A 24,737-nucleotide genomic window follows, 5' to 3' on the forward strand; every position below is an offset into this window, starting at 1 on the left:
CAGTGTTGGCCCTAGGTTGGATAAGCAATAAGAAGAAATTAATGAACAGCCCCGTTATTGACAACATCGGCACCTCGAACCGGAGCCGAACCGGTGCGGCGTTGGCATTGAGGGACTTTAAGCCCCTTGACGCATTGAATATGCGACCCCTTGATACCCCGCAACAGTTACATAAGTCCATATTTTTAATTATATATAACATTTAGTTACAAGACACTGAAGTTTCAAAGTTGATAGGTAGGGTTAGCTCCACCAGCAATAAACCACTCAACGTATTTAAGCGAATGACGACAGGCAAACTTCAGCGAGTAACATTGGGTAAGTTTCCAGATTTAACGTGAAAACTTGAACTATCTACATTAACCGTATTGGCTCAAGGAATCAACCCCACCGAAAAAAACGCCCTGACTATTGTGCAATGGTCAATATTAACCGGACACTTTCTTAGGCAGCATTCCTATAAAAATTCCGTTCAAATTCAAGTGGGGTTTGATAGCCTTCACGCCGCTTGACTTGGATAACAGTATCTACGGCTCTACTCGATATTTCTTTTTGGGATTTCATTTACCTGTTTTAAAGATTTTTTAGCTAAGACATCTTCTTTCAGTATATGCTCGACAATGTCCAATATATTACTGGCAATATCTTTAGATGGTTTGTAAGCCCGATGAGCTGATGCATTACCTGAGTTGACAAGAAATTTTAAAATTTCATATTGAGTATTTGTTATATATCCGTTTGACTTAAACTTTGTTAATTTTTCTGCAAATCCACCTATATCACCTATCGATTCAGTTAGAATCGTGTCAACCAGGGTTCTACTACAAATAGAAAAAGAAATGTAATTCCCTTGATTGTAGTTTGAATATAATTCACCAAGTAAATCGAAATAATCCAGGTTGATATCTTTGAACCAATTAGGTTGAACCCTCTCAAGTTTTTTTGGAACTTGATATTCATGCGGCTTGTATTTGGGATCCGAGGTTGGGATTTCTTCAGTATAGTAAATGTGTATTCTTTCACATCCCAAGCATTGACAGACCTGTTCCGTAATTTCTTTTAATGTGTACGTTGACTCAGAAAGATCAGTTTTTTCTTTTTTGAAAGCAACCTCATGAACATGCCATTTTGAAGTTTCGAATACCATCTTCTGTACTGTATTAGCATCACAATAAGTACAAAATTTTAAATTTTTCATAAAAATTTAATCTATTAAGGGATTAAAAACTAGAATCTGCTCACGTATTCTGAATAACAATATTCGGAAACCGCGTACTAAAATCCTTCGCCTTCAACGCCAATTTTGCCGTCGCTTTACGGGCAATGGCTTTGTACATCTGTGCGGCTGGGCTGTTTGGGTCAATGGCAACGGTCGGTTGGCCGGAATCGGCCTGGATGCGTATGTTGATATCCAGCGGCAGCGCGCCCAGGAAGTCGACATGGTTAGTTTCCGCCATCGCCATGCCGCCGCCCGTGCCAAAGATGGGTTCGCTATGGCCGCAATTGCTGCAAATGTGCATGCTCATGTTTTCGACAACACCCAATACCGGCACATTCACTTTTTGGAACATGCCCAGGCCACGCTGGGCATCGATCAGGGCGATGTCTTGCGGTGTGGTGACGATAATCGCACCGCTGACGGGTATCTGTTGCGATAAGGTCAATTGGATGTCGCCGGTGCCGGGCGGCAGGTCGACGATCAAATAATCGACATTGTCCCAATTGGTGTCCCTGAGCAATTGCTGCAAGGCGTTGGTGACCATCGGGCCGCGCCAGATCATGGCTTGGCCTGCATCCACCAGATAACCGATAGACATGGTTTGGATGTTATAGGCAACCTTCGGCAGCATGGTCTTGTTGTCCCGGCTTTCGGGATAACCGGACAAGCCGAGCATGGTAGGGATGCTGGGGCCATAAATATCGGCATCCAGAATGCCGACGTTAGCCCCTTCTGCCGATAACGCCAAGGCCAAATTGACGGCGGTGGTGGATTTACCCACTCCGCCCTTACCCGAAGCCACCGCGATGATGTTTTTGATGTGGGGCTGGGGTTTTAAGGCTTGCTGTACGGCATGCGAGATGATTTTGGTGGAAACTTCTACCGTAATGGCACCAATGCCCGGAAGTGCTTGCAACTGCTGCATCACCAATGCTTTTAATTCATCATGATAACTTAAGGCCGGATAACCGAGTTCTATTTTGACAGTAACGTCATTGTTTTCTATGGCTATTGCCTTAACCGACTTTGCGGAAATAAGGTCAAGGCCGTGGTTAGGGTCGATGGTGGCTTTAAGGACGTTTTCTACGTCGGTTTTGGAAATGTCGGTCATTTAAATTGAAATCCTGGGGTTTAATCTGGGCTGGGGATAGAAACGCAAAATTCTACATTTCTGCGATGGTGCCATTTTACAGCAAATCGACCTACCATGCCCCAATGCTACCCAATATCCCAACATGCCGCTGTTTATGCCATAATGCGCCATTATTTTTGACCTGTTCGTATACCCCATGTCCATAAGAAAAATCCTGGTTACCAGCGCCCTACCCTATGCCAACGGCCCTATCCATATCGGCCATTTAGTCGAATACATACAGACCGATATTTGGGTACGTTTTCAGAAGCAACGCGGTAACGTATGTTATTACGTGTGTGCCGACGACACGCATGGCACCCCCATTATGCTGAGGGCCGACATGGAGGGCATTACGCCGGAAGCGCTTATTGCCCAAGTGAGCAAGGAACATCAGGCGGATTTCGCCGAATTCGGCGTGGCTTTCGACAATTACCACAGCACCCATTCCGAAGAAAACAAAATGCTTTCCTCGTTAATCTACGAACGCTTGCGGGATGCCGGACATATCACCTCGCGGACAATTACCCAAGGTTACGATCCGGTCAAGAAGATGTTCTTGTCCGACCGTTTTATTAAGGGCGATTGCCCTAAATGCGGTGCGTTGGAGCAGTATGGCGACGGCTGCGAAGTGTGCGGCTCGACGTATTCGCCTACCGATCTAAAAAATGCCGTATCGGCGATTTCTGGAGCTAAGCCCGTTCCGAAAGAGTCCGTCCATTACTTTTTCAATCTGGAAAATTTCAACGACATGCTGCGCGACTGGACGACTGCGGGGCATTTGCAACCTGAAATCGCCAATAAACTGGCGGAGTGGCTGGACGGCGGCTTGAAACAATGGGACATCAGCCGCGATGCGCCGTATTTCGGCTTTGAAATACCCGATGCACCGGACAAATACTTTTACGTCTGGCTGGATGCACCGATTGGTTACATGGCAAGCTTTCTTAACCTGTGCAATAAGCAGGGGCTGGATTTCGATGAATTCTGGCGTACCGACAGCGATGCTGAGCTATACCATTTTATCGGCAAGGATATTATTTACTTTCATGCGCTGTTTTGGCCGGCGATGTTGGACGGGGCAGCGTTCAGGACACCCAGCGCCATTTTCGCGCACGGCTTTTTGACCGTGAATGGCGAAAAGATGTCCAAATCGCGTGGCACCTTTGTCAAGGCAAGGACCTATCTCGATCACCTAAACCCAGAATACCTGCGCTATTATTTCGCCGCCAAAATCAGCGCCGGGGTGGATGACATCGACCTTAATTTCGACGACTTCAGCCAACGGGTCAATTCCGATATCGTCGGTAAAGTCGTCAATATCGCCAGCCGATGCAGTGGCTTCATCAGCAAACGCTTTGCCAATCGCTTATCCGATAACTGCTCGGAACCCGGTTTATTTGCCGATTTTATCAACGCCAACGATACCATTGCCGAGTTGTACGAGACCCGTGAATTTGCCAAAGCCATGCGTGAAATCATGACCTTGGCAGACAAGGCCAATGCGTATATCGACGACAAAAAGCCCTGGTTGCTTGCGAAAGAAGAAGGCAAAGACCAGGAGTTACACGATGTCTGCTCGATGGGGCTTAACCTGTTCCGTGTGTTGGCCGCTTATCTTAAGCCTGTGCTACCCGCGCTGGTCAAGGAAGCCGAACAGTTTTTGGCCATTGAAAGCCAACACTGGGTGACCGGATTACAGCCACTGGAAGGCCATACCATCAATGAATTCAAGCCGCTGATGACTCGGGTTGAAGCCGACAAAATCGCGGCAATCATCGAGGCATCGAAAGAAAACCTGGAAAAAACCAGCGATAAAGCCAAAACAAATCCCAAGGCCGAAACCAAAGCCAAACAATTTGAAGCCATCGCCGACACCATCCAAATCGACGACTTCGCCAAACTGGATATACGTATCGCCAAAATCATCAAGGCGGAATCTGTACCGGAAGCGGACAAATTATTGAAATTGACCGTCAATATCGGTGATGAAACCAGGACGGTATTCGCAGGCATCAAGTCCGCGTACAAACCGGAAGACTTGGAAGGACGCTTAACCGTCGTATTAGCCAACCTTGCCCCTCGTAAAATGAAGTTTGGCTTATCCGAAGGCATGGTGCTGGCAGCAGGGCCGGGCGGGAAGGATATTTTTGTGTTGAGCCCTGACGAGGGCGCGGTTGCAGGAATGCGGGTTAAGTAGTTGATTTTATTTGTGGTAAGGTTGTCGAGCCGGGCGGAATCAAGTTGACATCAATTTCCTGACTAAGATACCGTCATTCCGGCAGGGACTACCGCCAAAGATAGCGGAAGTGCGGCAGGCAAGTAGGAACTTGCGCCGCTTGCTGGGAAGGTCCAGGTACCAAGAATTATAAAAAGGCCGTTCGTGGTGAACCTGCGGCTTGGTTAATAGCCAGGTAAAACAATAAGCCTAAAAGAATCAAATCCTCCATGCTATAGTGTATGGTATTAATTATGCCTACCATCCTCGGAGATCCATCATGAAAATCACTGACTGGACATCTCCACAAGCAGGACGACTTCCCTATACCTACGACAACTTCGCCAAAGCAAAGGTTTTTGTATTTAGCAAATGGTGCGAAAGTGCTGTTGACTGCAAACTAACCCAACCCACCGACCTTTCGGGTTCCTGTAAATACGGGTCACTGTTTATGCAGTATGTTTTTGGCGGCACCATCCGTGGACATTATGAGCATCAATACAATTTCATCAATGGCCGACTCGTGGACCTTAGCCATGACGCAATCGATGTCGGGCGCATGAGCAACCCCTACCTGCATGAACCGGATTATTTTGTGATCCCGGAATTCCAAGTATCCTTGACCCAATGCTCGCCGCGCGCAGAACAATGGGCAGAGGAATTTCTGGGAAATCAGCGAGTCAGACCGAATTAAACGTAGTGCAATCAATTGGTTGTGTTCACGTATTTCGCGTTGCTACATACGGCTGTGAATTAACCGGCCCTAGCTTGATACCCTATTTTTTGATGTAAACATTCCATGCCCGCAACGCATTGCAACCGTCATTGCTTTCGGATGTCACTTTAATCCACGCCTTACCTTCCAGCAAGGGTTCTGACAACTTGCCCTTGACACGGTAATGCCCGCTAGCAAGCGGGACTATGTCGACATCAAGCAATTTATTATTCACCCACACCTTGATGGTCTTACCATCGGTATTGTCTGAAGTCATAAACTCGAATTCTTGGAATGAGCTGACTTGGGCATTGTCGAGGGGCTTTTCTTGCATAAACTTCGGCGGATGGCAGGTGACAATAAAATCGCCATGATGTCCGGTACGCGCGCCCGCAATGGCATTTGCCGACATCAGCAAGCCTAATAAAAAAAGACTGTTTTTCATAAAGTGTGACCCTCTCTTATTTTTATATGTAGTTAACAACTGTTCCGGGATCATAAAATGAACTTTGGTTGCCTTTGAGTCCATCGTACCCTGACGTTAATGTATATCCTTTTACACAAATCGTGTTGATGTGAATCAAAATTCAGATTGTAAAATTAAACCTTATCTATCCAGGATCGAGGAATGATGCTTAATCCTATATAATAAAAGCATGATTTCAATCGACCAAATCAACGCCATCCTCCCCCAAACCCAATGCGGACAGTGCGGCTATAAGGGTTGTAAGCCGTATGCGGAAGCGATCGCCTTGGGTCGAGCCGACATTAACCAATGTCCGCCAGGGGGCGATGAGGGCATTTTGGAGTTGGCTACGTTATTGGAATTAAAGACTAAGCCGTTAAATCCTGAGTTTGGGGTGCATAAGCCCAAGCACGTTGCGTTTATTGTTGAAGAGGATTGCATCGGTTGCGCCAAGTGTATCGCCGCGTGTCCCGTGGATGCCATTTTGGGTGCGGCGAAGTTGATGCATACGGTGATCTCTGCGGAATGTACAGGTTGCGAATTATGCGTTGCACCGTGTCCAGTTGATTGCATTGAGATGAAACCGCTATCTATCGCACTTTCTCTAGCACAAAAATCCGCCTGCAAAATGACGGCAATGCGCCGCTATGAGGCACGGAATCGCCGTAAAGCTTACGAGGCTTTGGAAAAAGCTGAAAAGGTAAGGAAACAGAAAGAAGCGTTGTTGCTTATGCATTCTGATACCGGTATTGATAGATCTTCAGCCTAAGCGTACCCCTAATGAACCAACAAAAAAGACAGGGCATTTTCGATCGCCTTGCCGAAGCCATTCCAGAACCTACCACTGAACTGAATTATTCCACAGCGTTTGAATTACTCATCGCCGTGGTGTTGTCGGCGCAAGCCACCGATGTCGGCGTTAACAAGGCGACCGCAAAACTGTTCCCAGTCGCCAACACGCCGGAAGCGATTTTGGCTTTGGGCTTAGAAGGCCTGAAAGCCTACATCAAAACCATCGGTTTGTTTAATGCCAAAGCCGCCAATATCATCTCACTCTGTCAGCAATTATTGGATAAGCATAAAGGAAAAGTGCCTGAAACCAGGGCGGAACTTGAAGCCCTGGCGGGTGTCGGAAGAAAGACCGCCAATGTCATTCTCAACACGGCATTTGGTCAGCATACGATAGCCGTGGATACGCATATCTTCCGTGTTTCTAACCGCACCAAGATTGCGCCCGGTAAAAATGTGCTGGAAGTCGAGCGCAAATTGGATAAATGGGTGCCTAAAGGCCACAAAAAAAATGCCCATCATTTACTAATTTTGCACGGGCGGTATACTTGCGTTGCGAGAAAACCGAAGTGTGGTCAGTGTGTTATTGCTGATTTGTGCGAATACGACAATAAAGCCGTAAATAGCTAAGACGGCTAATCTTTGCTGGAAAGAAATCGGCGAGTTCTGTATAGTTTGTTTGTTTTACCGCCTACGTAAGGGTTATTCATTCCTTATTCAGCTCTGAAAGGATATCGTAACCCGCCTTCGGTATGAGAATATCGATGCTTAAAATTTATAACCCTGGAGATAACACGATGAAGAAAATGAACAAAACCCCTTTAGCAGCCGCCATGGGTGCCGCCCTGATTTCATCCTTTGCCGCAATGCCGGCCAATGCCGAAACCAATCCCTTTGGTATGACGGAATTGTCTTCAGGTTATATGCAATTGGCTGAAATGAAGTGCGGTGCGTCTATGGGCATGGCAGAACCTAAAAAAGCGGCCGAAGGTGCGTGCGCTGGCAGCAAAGCGGCACCAGCAGCCAAGAAAGCCGACGGTTCATGCGGCGAAGGCAAATGCGGCACCATGATGAAAGACGGCAAAATGAAAGAAGGCATGGAAAAATCCTGCGGTGCCATGATGAAAGGCAAGGAAGGCGCATGTGGCGATAAAAAGGCCGCAAAAGAAGGCAGTTGCGGTGCAGCCTGTGCCGAAGGCATGAAAAACTGCGAAGCGGCCAAAAAGATGGAAGGTGCATGCGGCGCTAAGATGAAAGGTTGCGGTGAAGGCATGACCGGTTGCACTGAAATGATGAAAAGTAAGGATGGTTCATGTGGTGCTACAAAAGCAGCGCCGCCAGCTGCAGCGCCTGCTGCACCAGTAACAAAATAAGCTTCGCAAGCGTATTAACCGTCCACGCAATGAAGGAGGGCTGTCATGCCCTCCTTTTACAACTATCAAGGTGTTCAAATGGACACAACTCCCTATTTAGTCAATGATGCGGGCTTAGGGCTGCGTCGCCCACTCTTAAACCAAATTGTTGGCTCGCCCCCCGCTGATGTCGGGTTTTACGAAGTTGCGCCAGAAAACTGGATTACTATCGGCGGAAAATCCGGGAAACAGTTTCGTTCCATGACGGAAAGGTTCGATTTTGTCTGCCATGGTTTATCCTTATCGCTAGGCAGCACTGATCCGCTGGATGAAACCTTTGTAATTGAAGTGAAAAGGTTTTTATCCGAACACGGTATCAAGTTATACAGCGAACACCTGAGTTATTGCAGCAAAGGCGGACACCTGTACGACCTGATGCCCATCCCGTTCACAGGGGAAGCCGTAACCCATGTGGCTACACGGATCAAGCGGGTACAGGACATCCTGGAACAACGTATCGCCATCGAAAATGTCTCTTATTACGCCGCACCCGGCCAAGAAATGGACGAGATTGATTTTTTCAATGCGGTTGTCAACGAAGCCGACTGCAACGTGTTGTTGGACATCAACAATATCTACGTCAATAGCGTCAATCATGGTTACGATGCCGACGCGTTCCTAAAAGCCATACCCGCCCATCGGATTGCTTATGCCCATATTGCCGGACATTACGTGGAAGCCGAGGATTTCCTGATCGACACCCACGGCGCAGACATCATCGATCCGGTCTGGAAGCTGCTGGGGAAAGCATACGAGCTGTTTGGCGTGTTCCCAACTTTGTTGGAGCGCGATTTTAATCTTCCGCCTTTAGTGGAATTGTTGAAGGAAGTCAATACCATCAAAACAATCCAGGGCGATTGGCGAATTCAACACGAAAGAAAATCAGCCTGACCATGTCCGTCGATTTCAATGCCAAACAACGCGAATTCACCGATTACATACGTGATCCCGCAAGGAATCCCGCACCAAGCGACGTGAAATCCGAGCGGATGGCAATGTACCGGGAGTTGGTGTTCAATAATATAGAAAGTTTCCTGTCCGGCAATTTCCCCGTCATCCGAAAGCTATTGGACGACCCGCAATGGTTTGATCTGGTGCAAGAATTTTTTTCCAAACACGAATGCAAAACACCTTATTTTTCTGAAATTGCCGAAGAATTTTTGGATTTTCTGGAAAATGAAAGGGACAATCCAGACGATTTCCCTTTTTTGCTGGAACTGGCGCACTACGAGTGGGTCGAAATGGCCCTGTCCATAGCCAAAGAGGATATTACTGCGTACCCCATAATACCGGATGATTTTCGCCATCGCGCAATACAACTTTCACCTGTAGCCTGGCCGCTGGCCTACCAATTTCCTGTCCAGCTTATCTCACCCGACTATTTGCCGCTGGAACCGCCAGGGCAACTGACTTGCCTACTAGCCTACCGCGCACAGGACGACGAGGTGAAGTTTATTGAAATCAATACCTTTACCTACAGGATGCTGGAAATCATCCAGGAGCATGGACAAATAGTGGCTGAAGAGTGCTTAAAGCAAATTAGCCAAGAAACGCAACACCCGGATCCCGAGGTCGTCATTGCCGGAGGTTTGCAGACACTCAAAGAATTTGCCAAGAAGACCGTCATTTCGGTCTGTGGATAAGCTTGATTGGTATTACACGCCCTAAAACCAACCCCTGGCATCATTAGATCCAGAGGCTGGAGCAATGCACGAACTTACTATTGTGGCTTACCAAATAGCTTAGGCCCTTCCGGATGCGCTTTTTCCTGTAGGCATTCGTAAGCAGCGGCTTCAAATTTGATACGCAAGGATTGCGGGTTCTCGTGTTCCGTAATAAATTTTTCGGCTTCCTGGGCGGTCAAATCTTTCATCATGTACGTTGCAATGCATTCGCAGGATTTGGTCAAGCGTTCTGCATCCTCAATTTTGTTGGTTGAATTGTTCAACTCCCGGTCGACGCATTGCGCAGCAAAATCATGTTCAAACTGGTGTTTTTGCATGTCGGTAACTTCGGGACCGTGAGGATGGTCGAAGCTATGCTGCTCAACTTTGGGAGTTTGATCTTGAACGACGGCTTGCTCTTGCTTGGGTTTTTCTTCATCAGAACAACCCGCTAAGGTGAAAACAATGGCCGTGCTTATTAAAATGGAAAAAACAAGATTTTGTTGATGGTGTAAATTTTTCATACGTTTATCGTTATTAGTGTTGTTGGCTATGACATTATAAAACACAGGACATTACCAAGCCTGTTTTTTGCTGACTATCCTGGACATTTCAAGTCTTGAAGGCGCAAGCTAAGGTAAAAATTGTTGTTTTATACCTTAAGTCTTACGCCTTGTACCTAATCTATCATTTTTCAGTTACTCGTACATCTATACGACGGTTCTTCTGCTGTCCTTCGGGCGTGTCATTACTGGCAACGGAATTATCGCTGCCGTAACCTTCGGTTTCAATACGATCTCCCTTAATACCTTTGCTCACTAAGGCTTGTTTAACGGCTTTAGCGCGGTTATCGGACAGTGTTTTGTTGGCATTCGCTTTGCCTGTATTGTCCGTATAGCCTCCAATTTTGATTTTGACTTTTGGATAGGCTTTCAGGATTTCAGCAATATCATTGATTTGTATCGTTGATTCTTCTTTGATAGTGGCTTTGTTCGTGTCGAAGGTGATGCCATCCATAGTAAACCATAGGTCCTTGCTAACGGCTTCGCCCCCTTCAATAAAGCCGAGCAATTTGCTTACAAATCCGTCTTTAGCTGATTTGATGGCATAACCGTCAGATAAGGTTTTCTCAAAGATATTGCTGTCAGTGGCGGGTGCCTCGACTTTGGCCGGTTCAGGAGCAGTGGGCGTGGGCGGCGGAGCGGCGACAACGGGCGCTGCCGGCGGCAGGCTCGTTTCCTGTGGTGGCGCAACACTAGGCGCGGTGGTGGTTGTGGGCGCTGTAGCATTTGTGGCCGGATCGGGAACACTACAACTTTTCAACAACCCCCAAGCCAGCGCGAGCGCCGCTAAAATCAGTATCCAGGGCAGGAATTTACCGCCTTCACCCGCGCCTTCCTCGATTGCAACTGCGGCACTATGCGAAAACTCTTTGCTTTCTTCAATGCGTTGCGAGTCCAATTGAACGACTGATTTATCAATGTCTTCAGCCATATTCTCGGCAGAAGATGAGGTTTCTTCGGCAATGTCCTCAATTTCGTCTTCAATTTCGTCATCGATACTAACTAAGGTATCGCTCACGATGGTTGCCGTGTTGGTGGGGCTTGTCGGTGCAGTACCGTTGGCATCCGATTGATTAGCGGCCTTATCGAAGTCACTTATCGTGTTGCCGGCAGTCGCAGCGGCATCAGCCGAAATGACGCCTGTCAACAGACTGCTGAGACCCGCAGGGATGGCATCCTTTAAGAACCCGCTTTGGTCGCTTAACAGGCTTGCCAAGCCGCTAGCACTGTTGGTGCCGCCAATCTTTAGGTTTTTGCCGACCATACCCAAAACGAGAGGTGTAATAAAGCCGAGCAAAGAGCCTGTAGCTTTTTTGCCAATACCGTTTGCGTTAGCGATCAGGTCAGTAATTGCGTCGGAGTTATCGCCGAAAAGTGATGTCAATAAATGCCTGCCCTCAGACACTAATTTGGCGGTTTCGTCGCCTCCTCGCGATAATGCGCCGAGATTGCTAAGCACCCCGCCATCATGGTTGCCTTCGCTTAATAGCTTAAACAGGTTGCCGATACTGTTGGAATCGGTACCCTGCCCTACCAATCCAGCAAGCACTGTAGGCAGTGCGGTATTCAGCGCGGATGCCGTGTTGGCTGGGGATTCCCCGATGAACGCTGCGAGGTTCGAGACGACATCACCCGAAAGGTGCTGTTTTAATGATTCTAATAGGTTGTTGGACATGTACGATCTCCTCATGGTTGGGCTAACACAGTCCACTGGATAAGTGCCAAAGCGCAATTTACCAGTATCAAGCTGTTTTGTTAATGAAAAGTTATTAATAACGCGGCAAAAAAATTAAAGAATAGGATATTTATCATTCTATACGGTTGTCTAAAAATTTTTAGCCTAATAGTGAAAACCGCTGCTTTTCTCCCTTCGCCTCTCGACTTAGCGGTCTTTTAACAGGTTTTCAGGTTTAGCGTTTAAAAACCAGCCAGGCGGTGCACCGCATTCGGGAATATAGCTATGCGCCCAAACTGCGAGCTGTTGCAATACAGGAAGAAGACTCGCGCCCTTAGATGTCAAGAAGTATTCATAACGCAACGGCTTGGTCTGGTAGGGCTTTTTTTCTATGATGCCAACTTCTTCTAAGCGGCGTAAACGGGTAGCCAGAATATTGGTTGGAATACCTTCCGGCGAGGCCAGGAAATCACCATACCGCGTCTTCTTCATGCACATATCGCGCACCACCAACAAACTCCACTTATCGCCTATGACATCCAATGCAGTTGATAGCGGACACGCCGAGCGGTAGTTAGAGGTATTTTTATCGATCATAATTGGGTTTGGATAAATTGGGAGAGCCTGTACACTGGCCCCCTACGATTTCACAAATTAAGAAATCTAAGTTTCTGCGTTGCTGTCATAAAAACTAAACAATACACTTGTAAAATACAAGTGTATATGTAAACATTAACACACTTGTTTTAAGCAAGTGACAATTATTATCACACCAAAGCGAGGTTAACATGAAACTGTATCATTTCCCACTTTCGCCCAATTCACGGCGCGTGGTTGCCGTGCTCCATCATCTGCGCCTGGATTGCGAACTGGAAGCGGTAGATTTAAGCAAGGGCGAACAAATGCAACCCGATTTCCTCAAATTGAACCCCAATCACATGATACCTACCCTGGTTGACGGGGATTTTGTCTTGTGGGAATCCAATGCCATCATGCAATACCTGTGTTCTAAAGCACCTTATACGTCCTTATACTCGACAGATGCCCGTGTGCAGGCCGACATTAACCGTTGGCAGTTTTGGCAAGCGGCGCACTTTGGCAGCGCGTGTTCGGTCATGATTTTTGAAAAGGTCGTGAAGAAGTTTTTCATGCAGGCTGAAGCCGATTTACAAGAAGTCGCAAAAGGTGAAGAGCGTTTCCACCGTTTTGCCCAAGTGTTGGAACAACACCTAAAAGGCCGCGACTGGTTGGTCGGCAATGACGTGACCTTAGCCGATTTTTCGGTGGGATCATTCCTGGCTTTGGCGGAACTTGCTGAATATCCTATGGCACCTTATAGCGAGATTCCGCGCTGGTATGGCAATATTGAACAATTGCCAGCCTGGATAAGTTCCGCGCCGCCTGCTGGATGAAATAAGCAACTTCCGCATAACGACCCTTCATGATGGGCTGTTCGAATCATGAAGGGGAATCCCCATAAGTTTCTTCCCCTGTCCACATACTTAATTTCTGGATGCCAGAATCGTCTGCCTCCCCTTAACTTAAGGAAACTCTGATTAAGTCCTTCGATAGGCTCAAGACGAACGGTAACGACTTGATTCCGTTCGTGGTGAGCTTGTCGAACCATGAACGGAAAACTTGTTCAGGGTTTCCTTAAAGGCATCGATCCCTTATCTGTTTGTCTCAATGTAAACCTAACGTGTCTTGGTTGTTGTCGTTTGCGCTATTTGTTGGCTGCATTCCATTAAATTTCTCGCTTATTGTAAATAGGAACGCGAGCGCTATTAAAAAGCATAGGGGCAATGCAATACTGTCACTTAATCTAAACGGGACAAGATTGACTGACAATAAAGCATCGTACAAGCCGTGGACAAGCGCAGTAAAAACGACACTGCCCGTGTAAATGAATATGCTCCCAAAGATTATACCGGCCAATGCAATCAGCACCAATCCGCCGACCTGACCGTAATAGATATACTGGACGTGAGCAAGCGTAAATACCAGGCTTGCGGCGGGCAAGGCTATTTTGTAACCGTATTTCTTTTGCAATGCATTCTGTACGATTCCACGATAAAACAATTCTTCCTTGACCCCCGCCGCAATACCGGAGATGGCAAACAGGATTTGCCAAGTTATTGTTTCGTTTTCGGCATTGGTGTAAAAAATAGCGAACAGGAAGAATGACAAGAGGGGAATGGCAAATTGCGGGGTTAAGCGATTTTTTATTCTGAATGGGTGACCAGCATGATAAAAATATTTTCGATAACAATAACCATAAAATACGATTGAAATTATCCTTAGTCCAGACCTGACAATTTCTCCTACAACGGACCATTGCCCGTAAATTTCCGCCAGGGCAAAGGAAAGGGCCAAATAACCGATTTCAAGTAAGACAGCAAATAAAATTAATTTTTTCATTGGCCGTGAAAGCGCAAAAGTCATTACCACCCACATTTATACATTTAGCGGTGGCAAGTCCAGGAACGACGGATTAAGGGAACACTTCCACGCTATTTAGCTGAAACTTATACCCACCTGCTTAGGTGTTGTGTTGCGATAGAATTTTCGCTTTATGCGATGCAAATGACGTTGTTGGGTACGACCTTAACCTTTAACCCATTTCCATAAGCTTTTTTACAGCGTCCGCTGCCAAAGGGCTTAATCCTTCACCACTATCTTGATAATACTTGACAATTGCCTTTCTCATACGCGGATCCCATGAGCGCTGTATGTGTTTTTTTACGCCTTCGGCAGCGATTTCCTTGTCGCTTTCCGCATTAAAGAAATCGGCAATGTCATTTGCCATTGAGACCAGTTTTTCGATGTGCATTAAGGGTGGATTATTTTATCAAGGTTGGGTAAATGGTGTGGTTCAAGCGGTCAGGATGGGTATAGACAACGTGTTGAACATCGCGAACAAAACCGATCAACGTAAGACCGGCTTCATCCGCCAAACGTATGGCCAAGCCAGTCGGCGCAGACATGGCGGCCAATAGCGTAATACCCACACTGGCTGCCTTTTGTACAAGTTCATAACTCGCCCGGCTAGTGACTATCATATAGCCGATTGACGGATTCTTCCCTGTACGGAGCAAGAGCCCGATAAGTTTGTCGAGTGCATTATGTCGACCTACATCTTCCCTTACGTGCTGAACGCCCTGCCCCGGCACTATCCAAGCAGCGGCATGAACAGCACCCGTCAGTTGGTTAAGCTGTTGATGTTGCTTGATTTCTTCCAACGCAGTCAAGAGTTCTGATGCCGCCACACTGAGGTTACCCTGTACATGACTTGGGTCACGTATGGCTTGTTGCAAGGTGCTGGCACCGCACAGCCCACATCCGGTACGTCCAGTCAGGTTGCGGCCCTTGTCTGGCAATAGGGAATAGCGGGATTCGGGGATTTCCAACCGTATTTCGATACCGTTGGAGCGGTTATAGACGTGGATGGATTGCAGTTCGGACGGCGTTTCAATGATGCCTTCCGTAATGCTGAAACCCAAGGCAAAATCTTCCAGGTTGGTGGGCGTAACCAACATGACGACATGGGGCGTGCCGTTATAGATCAGTGAAACTGGGGTCTCTTCAGCGATATAATCCTGCTGGACAGTACGGACATTGCCCTGCCAGCGCTCTACCTTGCTCTGTTGGTAGCTAGGCCAGCCTAATTCGGCAGTGACCGCTGGCAAAACGACGTTGGGATTAGCCACCTGTCATTCCTTGGCGAGCAGTTCCATTTGCCGTTCGGAAAACGCATGGTAATTTTGCTGCCATTCCGAAGTATGGCTGACCTTGGCGACTTGTACTGCCGTTACCTTATATTCCGGGCAATTCGTCGCCCAATCGGAATTGTCCGTGGTAATGACATTCGCGCCAGATTCAGGGAAATGGAAGGTCGTGTAAACCACACCGGGTTGAACCCGCTCACTAATCTTTGCCCGCAATACCGTCTCGCCGGCACGGCTCTTTATGCCAATCCAATCGCGGTCATTGATGCCACGGTCTTCTGCATCGTGTGGATGGATTTCCAGCAAATCTTCGGCATGCCACACATTGTTTTCAGTACGCCGTGTTTGTGCGCCAACATTGTATTGCGACAAGATGCGCCCCGTGGTCAAGATCAACGGGAATTTTTGCGTCACCTTTTCATGGGTGGGGACAAATTCCGTCAGCATGAACAAACCTTTGCCGTTGTCACGCATGAAGGTTTCTTCGTGCATGGTGGGCGTACCTTGCGGCGCATGTTCGTTGCAAGGCCATTGGATACTGCCCAGTTGGTCAATCTTTTCAAAACTGACACCCGTAAAAGTAGGGGTAAGCCGTGCGATTTCATCCATTATTTCAGATGGATGGCTGTAGTTCATCGGATAACCCAAGGCATTGGAAAGCATTTGGGTGATCTCCCAATCCTCATGACCCGCCAAGGGTGGCATCACTTTACGGACAGGCGAGATGCGGCGTTCCGCATTGGTGAACGTGCCGTTCTTCTCCAAAAAAGACGACCCAGGCAGGAATACGTGGGCAAATTTAGCGGTCTCGTTGAGGAATAGATCCTGCACGATCACGCATTCCATCGAACGCAAAGCGTGGTGGACGTGTTGGATGTCGGGATCGGATTGGGCAATATCTTCGCCTTCAACATAAAGACCAAGGAAACTGCCATCGGATGCGGCATCAAACATGTTGGGGATACGCAGGCCGGGTTCAGGTTGCAGCTTAACGCCCCAATCCTTTTCAAAAAGCTCACGGGTGGCCTTATCGGAGACATGGCGATAACCCGGATATTCGTGCGGGAATGAACCCATATCGCAGGATCCCTGGACATTGTTTTGGCCGCGCAAGGGATTAACGCCCACGCCTTCACGTCCCAAATTGCCGGTTGCCATTGCCAAATTGGCAATGCCGATAACCATCGTTGAGCCTTGGCTATGTTCGGTAACGCCCAAGCCATAATAAATGGCCCCATTTTTTGCGCCTGCATACAGGCGTGCGGCGGCGCGTATATCAGCGGCAGGAACGCCCGTTATCGATTCGGTGGCTTCCGGTGCGTGGCGTGTATCGGCAATAAAGTTTCGCCATTTGTTGAAAGACCCAACGTCGCAACGGAATTTGACAAATTCCTCATCAACAAAGTTTTCCGTGACAACGACGTGTGCGATTGCATTAATTATCGCCACATTGGTGCTAGGACGTAGTTTTAGATGATAATCGGCTTTGACGTGCGGGCTGTTCCTGACCAGGTCGATTTCGCGAGGGTCGACGACAATCAACTTAGCGCCTTGCCGTAAGCGTTTTTTCATTAGAGAACCGAAAACCGGATGTCCGTCAGTCGGGTTGGCCCCGATAACCATTATGACATCAGCTTTCATCACGGAATCAAAATTTTGCGTACCGGATGATTCGCCAAACGTTTGCTTAAGCCCGTAACCTGTAGGCGAATGGCACACGCGGGCGCAAGTATCGACATTGTTGTTGCCAAATCCTGCCCTAATCAGCTTTTGTACCAGATAAGTCTCTTCGTTGGTACAGCGCGACGAGGTGATACCGCCAATCGCGTCTTTGCCGTGCTCGGCCTGGATACGTTTCAGTTCGGAAGCCGCATAATTGATGGCTTCTTCCCAGCTCACTTCCTGCCAATGGTCTTTGATGCTCTTGCGGATCATCGGCTTGGTGATGCGATCTTTGTGCGTGGCATAACCAAACGCAAAACGACCCTTTACGCAAGAATGGCCATGATTGGCCTTGCCGTCCTTGTGCGGCACCATACGTATCACTTGGCTGCCTTTCATTTCCGCCCGGAACGAACAACCTACACCGCAATAAGCGCAGGTTGTCACTATTGCATGTTCGGGAACGCCATGGTCGATAACCGATTTTTCCATCAGCGTTGCTGTCGGGCAGGCTTGTACACACGCACCGCAGGAAACGCATTCGGAATCCATAAAGGGCTGGTTTTGGCTAGGAGAAACCTTGGAATCAAAACCGCGCCCGTCGATAGTCAGTGCGAACGTGCCTTGCGTTTCCTCGCAAGCCCTTACGCAACGCGAGCAAACGATACATTTGCTGGGATCAAACGTAAAATACGGGTTGCTTTCGTCCTTGACGGCGCGTAAATGGTTTTCACCCGCCGGGTTATACCTTACTTCCCGTAAGCCAACCGCACCCGCCATATCTTGCAGTTCGCAATCGCCGTTCGCTGCACAGGTCAAACAGTCGAGCGGGTGGTCAGAAATGTATAATTCCATTACGCCGCGCCGCACATCCGCCAGTTTTTTGTTCTGGGTGGTGACAACCATACCTTCCGCGATCGGGGTCGTGCATGAAGCAGGCATCCCGCGCCCACCCTTAATTTCCACCACGCACAATCGGCACGAACCGAAAGGTTCGATACTGTCCGTCGCACATAACTTGGGGATATCGATGCCAATACTTGCCGCCGCTCGCATGACCGAAGTCCCGGCTGGAGCGATAACCTGAAAACCGTCAATTTCAAGATTGACCATTTGCGTGGATGGACTGGCAGGTGTGCCAAAATCTTTTTCTGGTGTCATAGACATGGGGAATACCTCTTTAATCTATCAGGCAGCGTTGGCTTGGTCCGTTATGCCAAAATCCGCAGGAAAATGGTTTAATGCACTCAATACAGGATAAGGTGTCATGCCGCCCAGCGCGCACAATGAACCGTTAAGCAAAGTATTGCAAAGATCGCGCAACAGCGGGACGTTTTTGTTCAGGTCTTGGCCTTTCATAATGTCTTCAATCACTTCCATGCCGCGCGTTGAACCGATTCGGCACGGTGTACACTTGCCGCAAGATTCAATCTTACAGAACTCCATACTGTAACGCGCCATTTCCGCCATATCAACGGTGTCGTCAAATGCGACAATGCCGCCATGCCCTAATACCGCCCAGATGGCAGCAAACGCTTCGTAATCCATGGGCGTGTCAAACTGTGATTCAGGCAGGTAGGCGCCCAATGGGCCGCCGACTTGCACGGCTTTGATCGGTCTACCCGATGCGGAGCCGCCGCCGAAATCATAAAGCAATTCACGTAACGTCAAGCCGAATGCCAATTCAATCAAGCCAGGATATTTTAAATTACCCGCAAGCTGGATAGGCAATGTCCCGCGTGAGCGACCCATGCCGAAATTCTTATAAAATTCGCCGCCTTTATCCAGGATGATCGGAACGGAGGCCAGTGAAATCACATTGTTGATGATGGTGGGTTTGCCGAAAAGCCCGCTGATTGCAGGTAATGGCGGTTTGAACCTAACCAAACCACGCTTGCCTTCCAGGCTTTCCATCAAGGATGTTTCTTCGCCGCAAATATAAGCGCCCGCTCCCAGGCGCACTTCAAGGTCAAACTTTCTACCGCTACCCAGGATGTTATCGCCCAAATAGCCCACCGCGTAAGCTTTGGAGATAGCCTCATTCAGCGCCTTGTGGGAATGCGGATATTCGCAACGTAAGTAAATATAGCCCTGGTTTGCACCCACGGCGATCCCTGCAATGGTCATGCCTTCAATCAAGACGAACGGGTCGCCTTCCATAATCATGCGGTCAGAGTAGGTACCGGAGTCGCCCTCATCGGCATTACAGATAATGTATTTTTGTTCGGATGCCGTATTAAGCACGGTATTCCATTTAATACCCGTAGGGAATGCCGCACCGCCGCGCCCACGCAACCCGGAATCGGTGACATGCTTAACAATGTCGGCACCGGACATACCCAGCGCATTCTTCAAGCCACGATAACCGTCGTGTGCCAAATAATCATCAAGATTGACTGGGGCGGTAATGCCAACGCGGGCAAACGTCAGGCGTTCTTGTCTTTTGAGATAAGGGATCCCTTCCGTCAACCCCAACGCTAACGGATGCGCCCCACCCGTCAGGAAATCGGCATCAAACAAGCCGGTTACATCTTTGACTTGCACAGGACCATAAGCAGCGCGTCCCGTATCAGTGCTGACTTCTACCAGAGGTTCTAGCCAGAACAACCCCCTGGAACCGTTGCGGACAAGCTGAATATCGACTTCACGCTTAACCGCTTCGGCACAGATCGCCTTGACAACCCGATCTGCGCCCAGCGCAACGGCGGCAGAATCGCAAGGCACATACACAGTTACGCTCATGCCATTGCCTCTGCTTCTTTTATAGCCGCATCGAAGGATTCTAATGAAACCCGACCATAAACCGCTTCGTCGATTTGCATGGAAGGCGAACAAGCGCATAAACCTAAGCAATACACCGGTTCTAATGAAAATGCGCCGTCTTTCGTGGTTTCGTGATAATCAATGCCAAGCCGTGATTTCACATGCGCTTCCAATGCCTTCGACCCCATAGCCTGACAGGATTCGGCACGGCACAGATGGATAGTATGTTTACCGGGCGGGGTATCCCGAAAATAATGATAAAAGCTGATACAACCATGCACTTCGGCACGGCTTAGGTTCAAGGCATCGGCAATAGCGGGCAAGGTTTCGGGAGGGATGTAGCCCAACTCGTCTTGAATCCCGTGCAAAATGGGCAGTAGCGCACCGGGCTTGTCTTTAAGGCTAGCGATGATTGCTTGCACTTTGGGGTTAATGTTGCCTGTTCCAGTCATACGAATCTCATTAAGGTATTGCAGCTATCCCTCAAGACGGCAGATAGACTCATTAATAGCCATGTATCCTAGAAAGTTTATCACATCAAACAAACCGTGTAAAAAACACAAATGAATAATAATATGGGACATGGAATGCAGCGCTAAGTTCATGTCTATTTAGTGAATAATAGCCTATAGTTAGGTAAATTTATCGAAAAGGAAACCGACAAAAGAATGAATGACAAGGTGATTGCCATGAGCATTGTTGATACTATTAAGATTGGTCGCTTCTGGCTTAGCAAGGGGAATTCCTATGCGGCCACTATTGGCCACCACACCTGCGTTTACCCAACCCAAGCGATTGCGGTTTCAAACCATAACAATCAATACAGGGAGCAATGACAGTGATCAAGAAGGCACTCATAAGTATTTTGATAACGCTTTTGATACTCATCGTTGGTGCAAACGCATGGTATTTCTACAATACAAAAATTGTCGAATCCAAGAAGGCCACTGAATCTTCACCAGAAACTACCCAATATATGGCGATTGGCCCTGAACAAATCGCCTACCAAGAAATCAATAACCACGCATCGACTACCGTATTGTTCGTGGGAGGCTTGTCGGCATGGAATGGGACTTGGGCCAGGGTGATGCAGGCAGCAAACAAAAACGGCCTGGATTTCAACTACATCGCCATTGACCTACCCCCTTTTGGTTACAGCACTGTAGAACCTAATTCCGGGTATTTTCGTGACCAGCAAGCCACCAGGATTTCCCAGTTTATTGAAAACATGAAATTAAGCCAGGTCATTATTGCCGCACATTCATACGGCGCAGGGCCAAGCGCCGAATATGCGCTACAACACAGTGGAAAAATGGTTAAGCTGATTATCATTGACGGGGTACTTAATATCGATGAGCAAAAAACCTCAAATACGATGCCTTTGATAAATTGTGATTATCTGCGAAACCTCTTAATTGGGCTGCTTATCCACAACGAGGCGTTCGGCATTTCCAAATTCAAAAGCTTTGTTTACCTTACCGACAGCATTGACAAAGATCTTTTTGAAAACTATACCCGCTCTTTCGACACGATTGGGACAACCCAAAAGCTATCGTATTGGCTACGTGACTATGTCAATGACCCGCTTACCCATAAAAGCAATTTGTCTGCCAACTACAAAGGAATCCCTTTTCCAGTTAGGCTCATTTGGGGCAACAAGGACACCCTCACTCCCATGAACGGCACTGAAATATTATTGCAGACGATCCCCAATGTAAGGCTCCATACCCTTGACGGAGTGGGGCATATACCCATGATTGAAAACCCTGAAAAATTTGACGCCGCGCTTTTAGACTCACTGACCCATTAAAGGTAATCCCATGAAAATCGCAAAAATTATCGCCACTTTTTTGACCGCCTTGTTCATTGGAATCGTGCTCATCGAACGGATTCCGGGCGTACTTGTTGATACCGATGCCCCCTATGAATGGCTGATGTTCGGGCTGTTTAAAATTGCCCTGCTCGATGATATTACGCATGGCCTTTCGGGATTGGCGGGCATCGTCGCCCTTTTATCTGGATACCGATGGACGGTAAAGTATCTCATGGTAATCGGCGGATATTATTCGTTGGATGCCCTGTTCTATATCACAAATGGATTTTTTACGGGCCAGGGTGTAATCGACAATTTTTTGCTGAATGGCCCACACATCCTCATTGCGGTGCTGGTCATTATTGCGCTATCAAAATCCGTACACCATATTGAGCTGACTGAGTAAGTTTAATGAAGCTTATTAAACGATACCAGCACCTGTTCAAAATCAGGTATCTGCGGCTTTTTATAAGGCTATGGCTGTTGGCCGCCTGTTTATCGGTGATAGCGATTGCCATCTACACGTACGAAAACCCTATCGCCGACAAACTGGCACGGGAAGCGCAAAACACCAAAAACAATATTGTTAATGAGGTCACGGAACTACATCCCGTCAAAGTGGCCGCCATTGTCACGCCCCATACCCTTGAAGAAGTTGTCGATGCCGTCAAAAAGCACGACCACGTTTCTATCGGCGGCGGCAGGAATAGCATGGGCGGCCAAACTGCCAGTGAACGCGCCGTGCATTTGGATATGCGGGAATTCAACAAAATACTCAACTTTTCCCCAGAAGCTAAGGAAATTACAGTACAATCGGGCATCCGTTGGCGGACTATCCAAGACCACATTGATGCCAGCAACCTGTCCGTGAAGATCATGCAGACGTATTCCAATTTCACGGTGGGCGGATCCCTGTCAGTCAACGTGCATGGGCGATATATTGGCCTGGGGCCGATTATCTTGAGCGTCAAGAAATTTAAGATCGTGCTTGCCGACGGCCGTATTGTCGATGCATCGCCAGAAACCCATGCTGATATTTTCTATAGCGCAATCGGCGGCATGGGCGGCATCGGCGTGATATGCGAAGTCACGCTTACCCTTGCCGACAATGTCAATGTGGCGCGTTCCAGGGAGTTGATCCCTACGGAAAATTACTGGGCCTATTTTTCAAAAAACGTCCGCAACAATAAAAAGGTTGTTTTTCATAACGGCGACCTCTATCCACCCAATTTCGATGCGGTTTCAGCCGTAAGCTGGAGCGAAACCGACAAGGCCCCGACAACTTCAGGACGATTGATTCCGCAACGGCAAGATTATTGGCTGGATCGCATTGCCTGGGTCGTGATGAGCGAATGGCATACCGGCAGATGGATTCGTCGGCATGTGATTGATCCGATAATCTATGGTTCTGAGCCGCCAGTGCACACCCGCAATTACGAGGCGAGCTACGACATTGCCGAACTTGAGCCAGAAAACCGGAAAGATAGCACGTATGTCCTGCAAGAATATTTTGTTCCGGTGGAAAACTTTGATGAATGGATTCCAAAGATGCGAAAAGTCTTTGCGGATAATGATGTCAATGTCATCAATGTCTCCATTCGGCACTCATTGCCAGACTTGGGCGCAAAACTCGCTTGGGCAAGGAAGGAAAGTTTTGCTTTTGTTGTGTATTACAAGCAGGACACCGACGAGGATTCGCAAAGCCACGTAGGAAAGTGGACACGCGACATGATAAATCAAGTGCTTTCAGTGGGCGGCACCTACTATTTGCCTTACCAGCCCCATGCGACAGACGAGCAATTTCACCGCGCTTATCCCGGTGCAATTGAGTTTTTTGAGATAAAAAACCAGTACGATCCGACAGGCAAATTCACCAACAAGCTTTGGGACAAGTATTACAGTCCAGAAAAACTGGCGTATTTCAGGGCCTGGAAAAAGCAATTAGAGTCGGCCAGTTTAGTGAAAGATTATTTCAGGCCCTACGATAATGCTTACCTGTCGCTCCCGGAGTGGTATATCGTTTATGCGGCGGATGAATATGCGGCTGTCATGGAAAACGGCCTCCCCTCAGAATTCGGATATCTCCAAGCAAACCGGGATTATTGGGCACAATACGATCAGGTGATAAAACTGACCGAAACCAGCCTGAATAACAATGAGGGTTACAAAACCGTATTGAATGTGATCGGCTGGAGTTTCGCCACCGAGAACACCATAAAAAACATCTACGAAAACACGATAGGCCGTGCATCGGAATTCGTGGCAGGCAACACGCAAGTCGCCGAAGACAAGTACGCCGCCAAGGTTGCAAAGGACTATGCGGCCTTTATCTATGATTATCCCTGGTACGATTTCCCCTATTTTTCTTATCTGAAAGGCCTTTGGGCGCTTGACAGTACCGCTGGGCATACCTTCGGACAGGCCTTACGGCGCATAGAAAGAAAAGCGATATTGTCCGTGGAATACGGCCTTAAAACCCTGTACTCAAGGGCCATCGCCTATGCCACACACCAACAATTTGGCGTACAGGACGATATGGTGTCCGCCATCGTGACCCGAGATGGCGGCTTAACCAGCGAACTAATCAGCGCCCCGCATTACCAACCCTTCACAAAACTGCTCCTGACAGAACTTGAAAAAGAACACAATAACCCTGATTTTTCGATTATGGATATCGCGGGGAACGACAAAATCACCTTTTGTTATAAGGATAAACCCGGTTCACCCACGGTTAACCGTGGAAAAGAGATTCTTAGGGATACCGAGTTGAATCGATTAATGGACGGTGACAAGGAATTCGTAGATCGGATCACTGTTGAGGCCAATGTGAAAGATCTTGTCCTGATATATCGGCAACTACATAAAAAACAGGCCGATATCGGGCATTTTTACGATTATTAATCCGTTGCTTAGGAATCAAC

Annotated in this window: 24 protein-coding genes; 12 read left to right on the forward strand and 12 right to left on the reverse strand. The window is 47.9% G+C overall.

The window, feature by feature from the left end; translation table 11 throughout:
* Positions 1–535: 535 nt before the first annotated feature.
* Positions 536–1,198 carry a DUF4145 domain-containing protein gene (locus MGMO_RS01970; protein ID WP_023493337.1) on the reverse strand — a complete coding sequence of 221 codons (663 nt, stop codon included), beginning with the start codon at positions 1,196–1,198 and terminating at the stop codon, positions 536–538.
* Positions 1,199–1,238: 40 nt separating this feature from the next.
* Entirely contained in the window at positions 1,239–2,330 is a 1,092-nt protein-coding gene (gene apbC, locus MGMO_RS01975) for an iron-sulfur cluster carrier protein ApbC (protein WP_023493338.1), read from the reverse strand.
* A gap of 178 nt (positions 2,331–2,508) precedes the next feature.
* Here apbC and metG point away from each other — a divergent pair, with 178 nt between their 5' ends.
* Together metG and MGMO_RS01985 are read left to right on the forward strand one after the other, a co-directional pair.
* Positions 2,509–4,551, forward strand: coding sequence for a methionine--tRNA ligase (gene metG, locus MGMO_RS01980; protein ID WP_023493339.1), 2,043 nt, complete (start codon positions 2,509–2,511; stop codon positions 4,549–4,551).
* 298 nt (positions 4,552–4,849) lie between these two features.
* Positions 4,850–5,263: a hypothetical protein gene (locus MGMO_RS01985; RefSeq protein WP_023493340.1), complete on the forward strand. Its 414-nt coding sequence runs from the start codon at positions 4,850–4,852 to the stop codon at positions 5,261–5,263.
* An 82-nt stretch (positions 5,264–5,345) separates the two neighbouring features.
* Here the strand turns inward: MGMO_RS01985 and MGMO_RS01990 are convergent, their stop codons facing one another.
* Positions 5,346–5,729, reverse strand: a complete 384-nt coding sequence (locus tag MGMO_RS01990) for a hypothetical protein (RefSeq protein WP_023493341.1) — start codon at positions 5,727–5,729, stop codon at positions 5,346–5,348.
* Positions 5,730–5,940: 211 nt separating this feature from the next.
* Here MGMO_RS01990 and rsxB point away from each other — a divergent pair, with 211 nt between their 5' ends.
* The 5 genes from rsxB (at position 5,941) to MGMO_RS02015 (ending at position 9,594) form a co-directional block, all read left to right on the forward strand.
* Positions 5,941–6,519: an electron transport complex subunit RsxB gene (gene rsxB / locus MGMO_RS01995; protein WP_023493342.1), complete on the forward strand. Its 579-nt coding sequence runs from the start codon at positions 5,941–5,943 to the stop codon at positions 6,517–6,519.
* Positions 6,520–6,530: 11 nt separating this feature from the next.
* The gene (nth, locus tag MGMO_RS02000) at positions 6,531–7,169 is read left to right on the forward strand and encodes an endonuclease III (protein WP_023493343.1); all 639 of its coding nucleotides are present in this window, start codon (positions 6,531–6,533) and stop codon (positions 7,167–7,169) included.
* A gap of 167 nt (positions 7,170–7,336) precedes the next feature.
* Complete coding sequence (locus MGMO_RS18830) at positions 7,337–7,912, forward strand: hypothetical protein (protein ID WP_023493344.1); 576 nt, start codon at positions 7,337–7,339, stop codon at positions 7,910–7,912.
* Between the two features lie 78 nt (positions 7,913–7,990).
* The gene (locus MGMO_RS02010) at positions 7,991–8,842 is read left to right on the forward strand and encodes an HvfB family MNIO-type RiPP peptide maturase (protein WP_036306537.1); all 852 of its coding nucleotides are present in this window, start codon (positions 7,991–7,993) and stop codon (positions 8,840–8,842) included.
* Between the two features lie 2 nt (positions 8,843–8,844).
* Positions 8,845–9,594: an HvfC family RiPP maturation protein gene (locus MGMO_RS02015; protein ID WP_023493346.1), complete on the forward strand. Its 750-nt coding sequence runs from the start codon at positions 8,845–8,847 to the stop codon at positions 9,592–9,594.
* A 77-nt stretch (positions 9,595–9,671) separates the two neighbouring features.
* Here the strand turns inward: MGMO_RS02015 and MGMO_RS02020 are convergent, their stop codons facing one another.
* The 3 genes from MGMO_RS02020 to MGMO_RS02030 all read right to left on the reverse strand — a co-directional run bounded on the left by MGMO_RS02020 (position 9,672) and on the right by MGMO_RS02030 (position 12,450).
* Entirely contained in the window at positions 9,672–10,139 is a 468-nt protein-coding gene (locus MGMO_RS02020; RefSeq protein WP_036306538.1) for a hypothetical protein, read from the reverse strand.
* Positions 10,140–10,302: 163 nt separating this feature from the next.
* Complete coding sequence (locus MGMO_RS02025) at positions 10,303–11,853, reverse strand: OmpA family protein (protein ID WP_023493348.1); 1,551 nt, start codon at positions 11,851–11,853, stop codon at positions 10,303–10,305.
* A gap of 207 nt (positions 11,854–12,060) precedes the next feature.
* A complete protein-coding gene (locus MGMO_RS02030; RefSeq protein ID WP_023493349.1) occupies positions 12,061–12,450 on the reverse strand; it encodes a winged helix-turn-helix transcriptional regulator in 390 nt (129 codons plus the stop codon).
* Positions 12,451–12,641: 191 nt separating this feature from the next.
* On the opposite strand from MGMO_RS02030, the gene MGMO_RS02035 reads away from it, so the two are divergent.
* On the forward strand, positions 12,642–13,265 hold the full coding sequence (locus MGMO_RS02035) for a glutathione S-transferase family protein (RefSeq protein WP_023493350.1): 624 nt from the start codon (positions 12,642–12,644) through the stop codon (positions 13,263–13,265).
* Positions 13,266–13,536: 271 nt separating this feature from the next.
* On the opposite strand, the gene MGMO_RS02040 is transcribed toward MGMO_RS02035, so the two are convergent.
* From MGMO_RS02040 to MGMO_RS02065, 6 genes are all read right to left on the reverse strand, one after another.
* The gene (locus tag MGMO_RS02040) at positions 13,537–14,271 is read right to left on the reverse strand and encodes a CPBP family intramembrane glutamic endopeptidase (protein ID WP_023493351.1); all 735 of its coding nucleotides are present in this window, start codon (positions 14,269–14,271) and stop codon (positions 13,537–13,539) included.
* A gap of 193 nt (positions 14,272–14,464) precedes the next feature.
* Positions 14,465–14,683, reverse strand: a complete 219-nt coding sequence (locus MGMO_RS02045; RefSeq protein ID WP_023493352.1) for a formate dehydrogenase subunit delta — start codon at positions 14,681–14,683, stop codon at positions 14,465–14,467.
* 10 nt (positions 14,684–14,693) lie between these two features.
* The gene (gene fdhD, locus MGMO_RS02050) at positions 14,694–15,560 is read right to left on the reverse strand and encodes a formate dehydrogenase accessory sulfurtransferase FdhD (protein ID WP_023493353.1); all 867 of its coding nucleotides are present in this window, start codon (positions 15,558–15,560) and stop codon (positions 14,694–14,696) included.
* A gap of 3 nt (positions 15,561–15,563) precedes the next feature.
* Entirely contained in the window at positions 15,564–18,407 is a 2,844-nt protein-coding gene (gene fdhF / locus MGMO_RS02055) for a formate dehydrogenase subunit alpha (protein WP_023493354.1), read from the reverse strand.
* Positions 18,408–18,428: 21 nt separating this feature from the next.
* Positions 18,429–19,982, reverse strand: coding sequence for a formate dehydrogenase beta subunit (locus MGMO_RS02060; RefSeq protein WP_023493355.1), 1,554 nt, complete (start codon positions 19,980–19,982; stop codon positions 18,429–18,431).
* Positions 19,979–20,455 carry a formate dehydrogenase subunit gamma gene (locus MGMO_RS02065; RefSeq protein ID WP_023493356.1) on the reverse strand — a complete coding sequence of 159 codons (477 nt, stop codon included), beginning with the start codon at positions 20,453–20,455 and terminating at the stop codon, positions 19,979–19,981. The genes MGMO_RS02060 and MGMO_RS02065 overlap by 4 nt, the downstream gene beginning before the upstream one ends.
* 216 nt (positions 20,456–20,671) lie before the next feature.
* Here MGMO_RS02065 and MGMO_RS19850 point away from each other — a divergent pair, with 216 nt between their 5' ends.
* From MGMO_RS19850 to MGMO_RS02080, 4 genes are read left to right on the forward strand one after another with little or no spacing between them, the layout of a single operon-like run.
* Entirely contained in the window at positions 20,672–20,839 is a 168-nt protein-coding gene (locus MGMO_RS19850; protein ID WP_023493357.1) for a hypothetical protein, read from the forward strand.
* The gene (locus MGMO_RS02070; RefSeq protein ID WP_023493358.1) at positions 20,836–21,813 is read left to right on the forward strand and encodes an alpha/beta fold hydrolase; all 978 of its coding nucleotides are present in this window, start codon (positions 20,836–20,838) and stop codon (positions 21,811–21,813) included. The genes MGMO_RS19850 and MGMO_RS02070 overlap by 4 nt, the downstream gene beginning before the upstream one ends.
* 10 nt (positions 21,814–21,823) lie before the next feature.
* On the forward strand, positions 21,824–22,222 hold the full coding sequence (locus MGMO_RS02075; protein WP_023493359.1) for a hypothetical protein: 399 nt from the start codon (positions 21,824–21,826) through the stop codon (positions 22,220–22,222).
* A gap of 5 nt (positions 22,223–22,227) precedes the next feature.
* Positions 22,228–24,717: an FAD-binding oxidoreductase gene (locus MGMO_RS02080; protein WP_023493360.1), complete on the forward strand. Its 2,490-nt coding sequence runs from the start codon at positions 22,228–22,230 to the stop codon at positions 24,715–24,717.
* The last annotated feature ends 20 nt before the right edge of the window (positions 24,718–24,737 follow it).

This window comes from Methyloglobulus morosus KoM1 (assembly GCF_000496735.2).
Classification (GTDB): Bacteria; Pseudomonadota; Gammaproteobacteria; order Methylococcales; family Methylomonadaceae; genus Methyloglobulus; species Methyloglobulus morosus.

Coding starts and splice junctions, on each gene's coding strand:
- MGMO_RS01970 (WP_023493337.1), bottom strand. CDS start 1,198: ATGAAAAATTTAAAATTTTGTACTTATTGTGATGCTAATACAGTACAG.
- apbC (WP_023493338.1), bottom strand. CDS start 2,330: ATGACCGACATTTCCAAAACCGACGTAGAAAACGTCCTTAAAGCCACC.
- metG (WP_023493339.1), top strand. CDS start 2,509: ATGTCCATAAGAAAAATCCTGGTTACCAGCGCCCTACCCTATGCCAAC.
- MGMO_RS01985 (WP_023493340.1), top strand. CDS start 4,850: ATGAAAATCACTGACTGGACATCTCCACAAGCAGGACGACTTCCCTAT.
- MGMO_RS01990 (WP_023493341.1), bottom strand. CDS start 5,729: ATGAAAAACAGTCTTTTTTTATTAGGCTTGCTGATGTCGGCAAATGCC.
- rsxB (WP_023493342.1), top strand. CDS start 5,941: ATGATTTCAATCGACCAAATCAACGCCATCCTCCCCCAAACCCAATGC.
- nth (WP_023493343.1), top strand. CDS start 6,531: ATGAACCAACAAAAAAGACAGGGCATTTTCGATCGCCTTGCCGAAGCC.
- MGMO_RS18830 (WP_023493344.1), top strand. CDS start 7,337: ATGAAGAAAATGAACAAAACCCCTTTAGCAGCCGCCATGGGTGCCGCC.
- MGMO_RS02010 (WP_036306537.1), top strand. CDS start 7,991: ATGGACACAACTCCCTATTTAGTCAATGATGCGGGCTTAGGGCTGCGT.
- MGMO_RS02015 (WP_023493346.1), top strand. CDS start 8,845: ATGTCCGTCGATTTCAATGCCAAACAACGCGAATTCACCGATTACATA.
- MGMO_RS02020 (WP_036306538.1), bottom strand. CDS start 10,139: ATGAAAAATTTACACCATCAACAAAATCTTGTTTTTTCCATTTTAATA.
- MGMO_RS02025 (WP_023493348.1), bottom strand. CDS start 11,853: ATGTCCAACAACCTATTAGAATCATTAAAACAGCACCTTTCGGGTGAT.
- MGMO_RS02030 (WP_023493349.1), bottom strand. CDS start 12,450: ATGATCGATAAAAATACCTCTAACTACCGCTCGGCGTGTCCGCTATCA.
- MGMO_RS02035 (WP_023493350.1), top strand. CDS start 12,642: ATGAAACTGTATCATTTCCCACTTTCGCCCAATTCACGGCGCGTGGTT.
- MGMO_RS02040 (WP_023493351.1), bottom strand. CDS start 14,271: ATGAAAAAATTAATTTTATTTGCTGTCTTACTTGAAATCGGTTATTTG.
- MGMO_RS02045 (WP_023493352.1), bottom strand. CDS start 14,683: ATGCACATCGAAAAACTGGTCTCAATGGCAAATGACATTGCCGATTTC.
- fdhF (WP_023493354.1), bottom strand. CDS start 18,407: ATGTCTATGACACCAGAAAAAGATTTTGGCACACCTGCCAGTCCATCC.
- MGMO_RS02060 (WP_023493355.1), bottom strand. CDS start 19,982: ATGAGCGTAACTGTGTATGTGCCTTGCGATTCTGCCGCCGTTGCGCTG.
- MGMO_RS02065 (WP_023493356.1), bottom strand. CDS start 20,455: ATGACTGGAACAGGCAACATTAACCCCAAAGTGCAAGCAATCATCGCT.
- MGMO_RS19850 (WP_023493357.1), top strand. CDS start 20,672: ATGAATGACAAGGTGATTGCCATGAGCATTGTTGATACTATTAAGATT.
- MGMO_RS02070 (WP_023493358.1), top strand. CDS start 20,836: ATGACAGTGATCAAGAAGGCACTCATAAGTATTTTGATAACGCTTTTG.
- MGMO_RS02075 (WP_023493359.1), top strand. CDS start 21,824: ATGAAAATCGCAAAAATTATCGCCACTTTTTTGACCGCCTTGTTCATT.
- MGMO_RS02080 (WP_023493360.1), top strand. CDS start 22,228: ATGAAGCTTATTAAACGATACCAGCACCTGTTCAAAATCAGGTATCTG.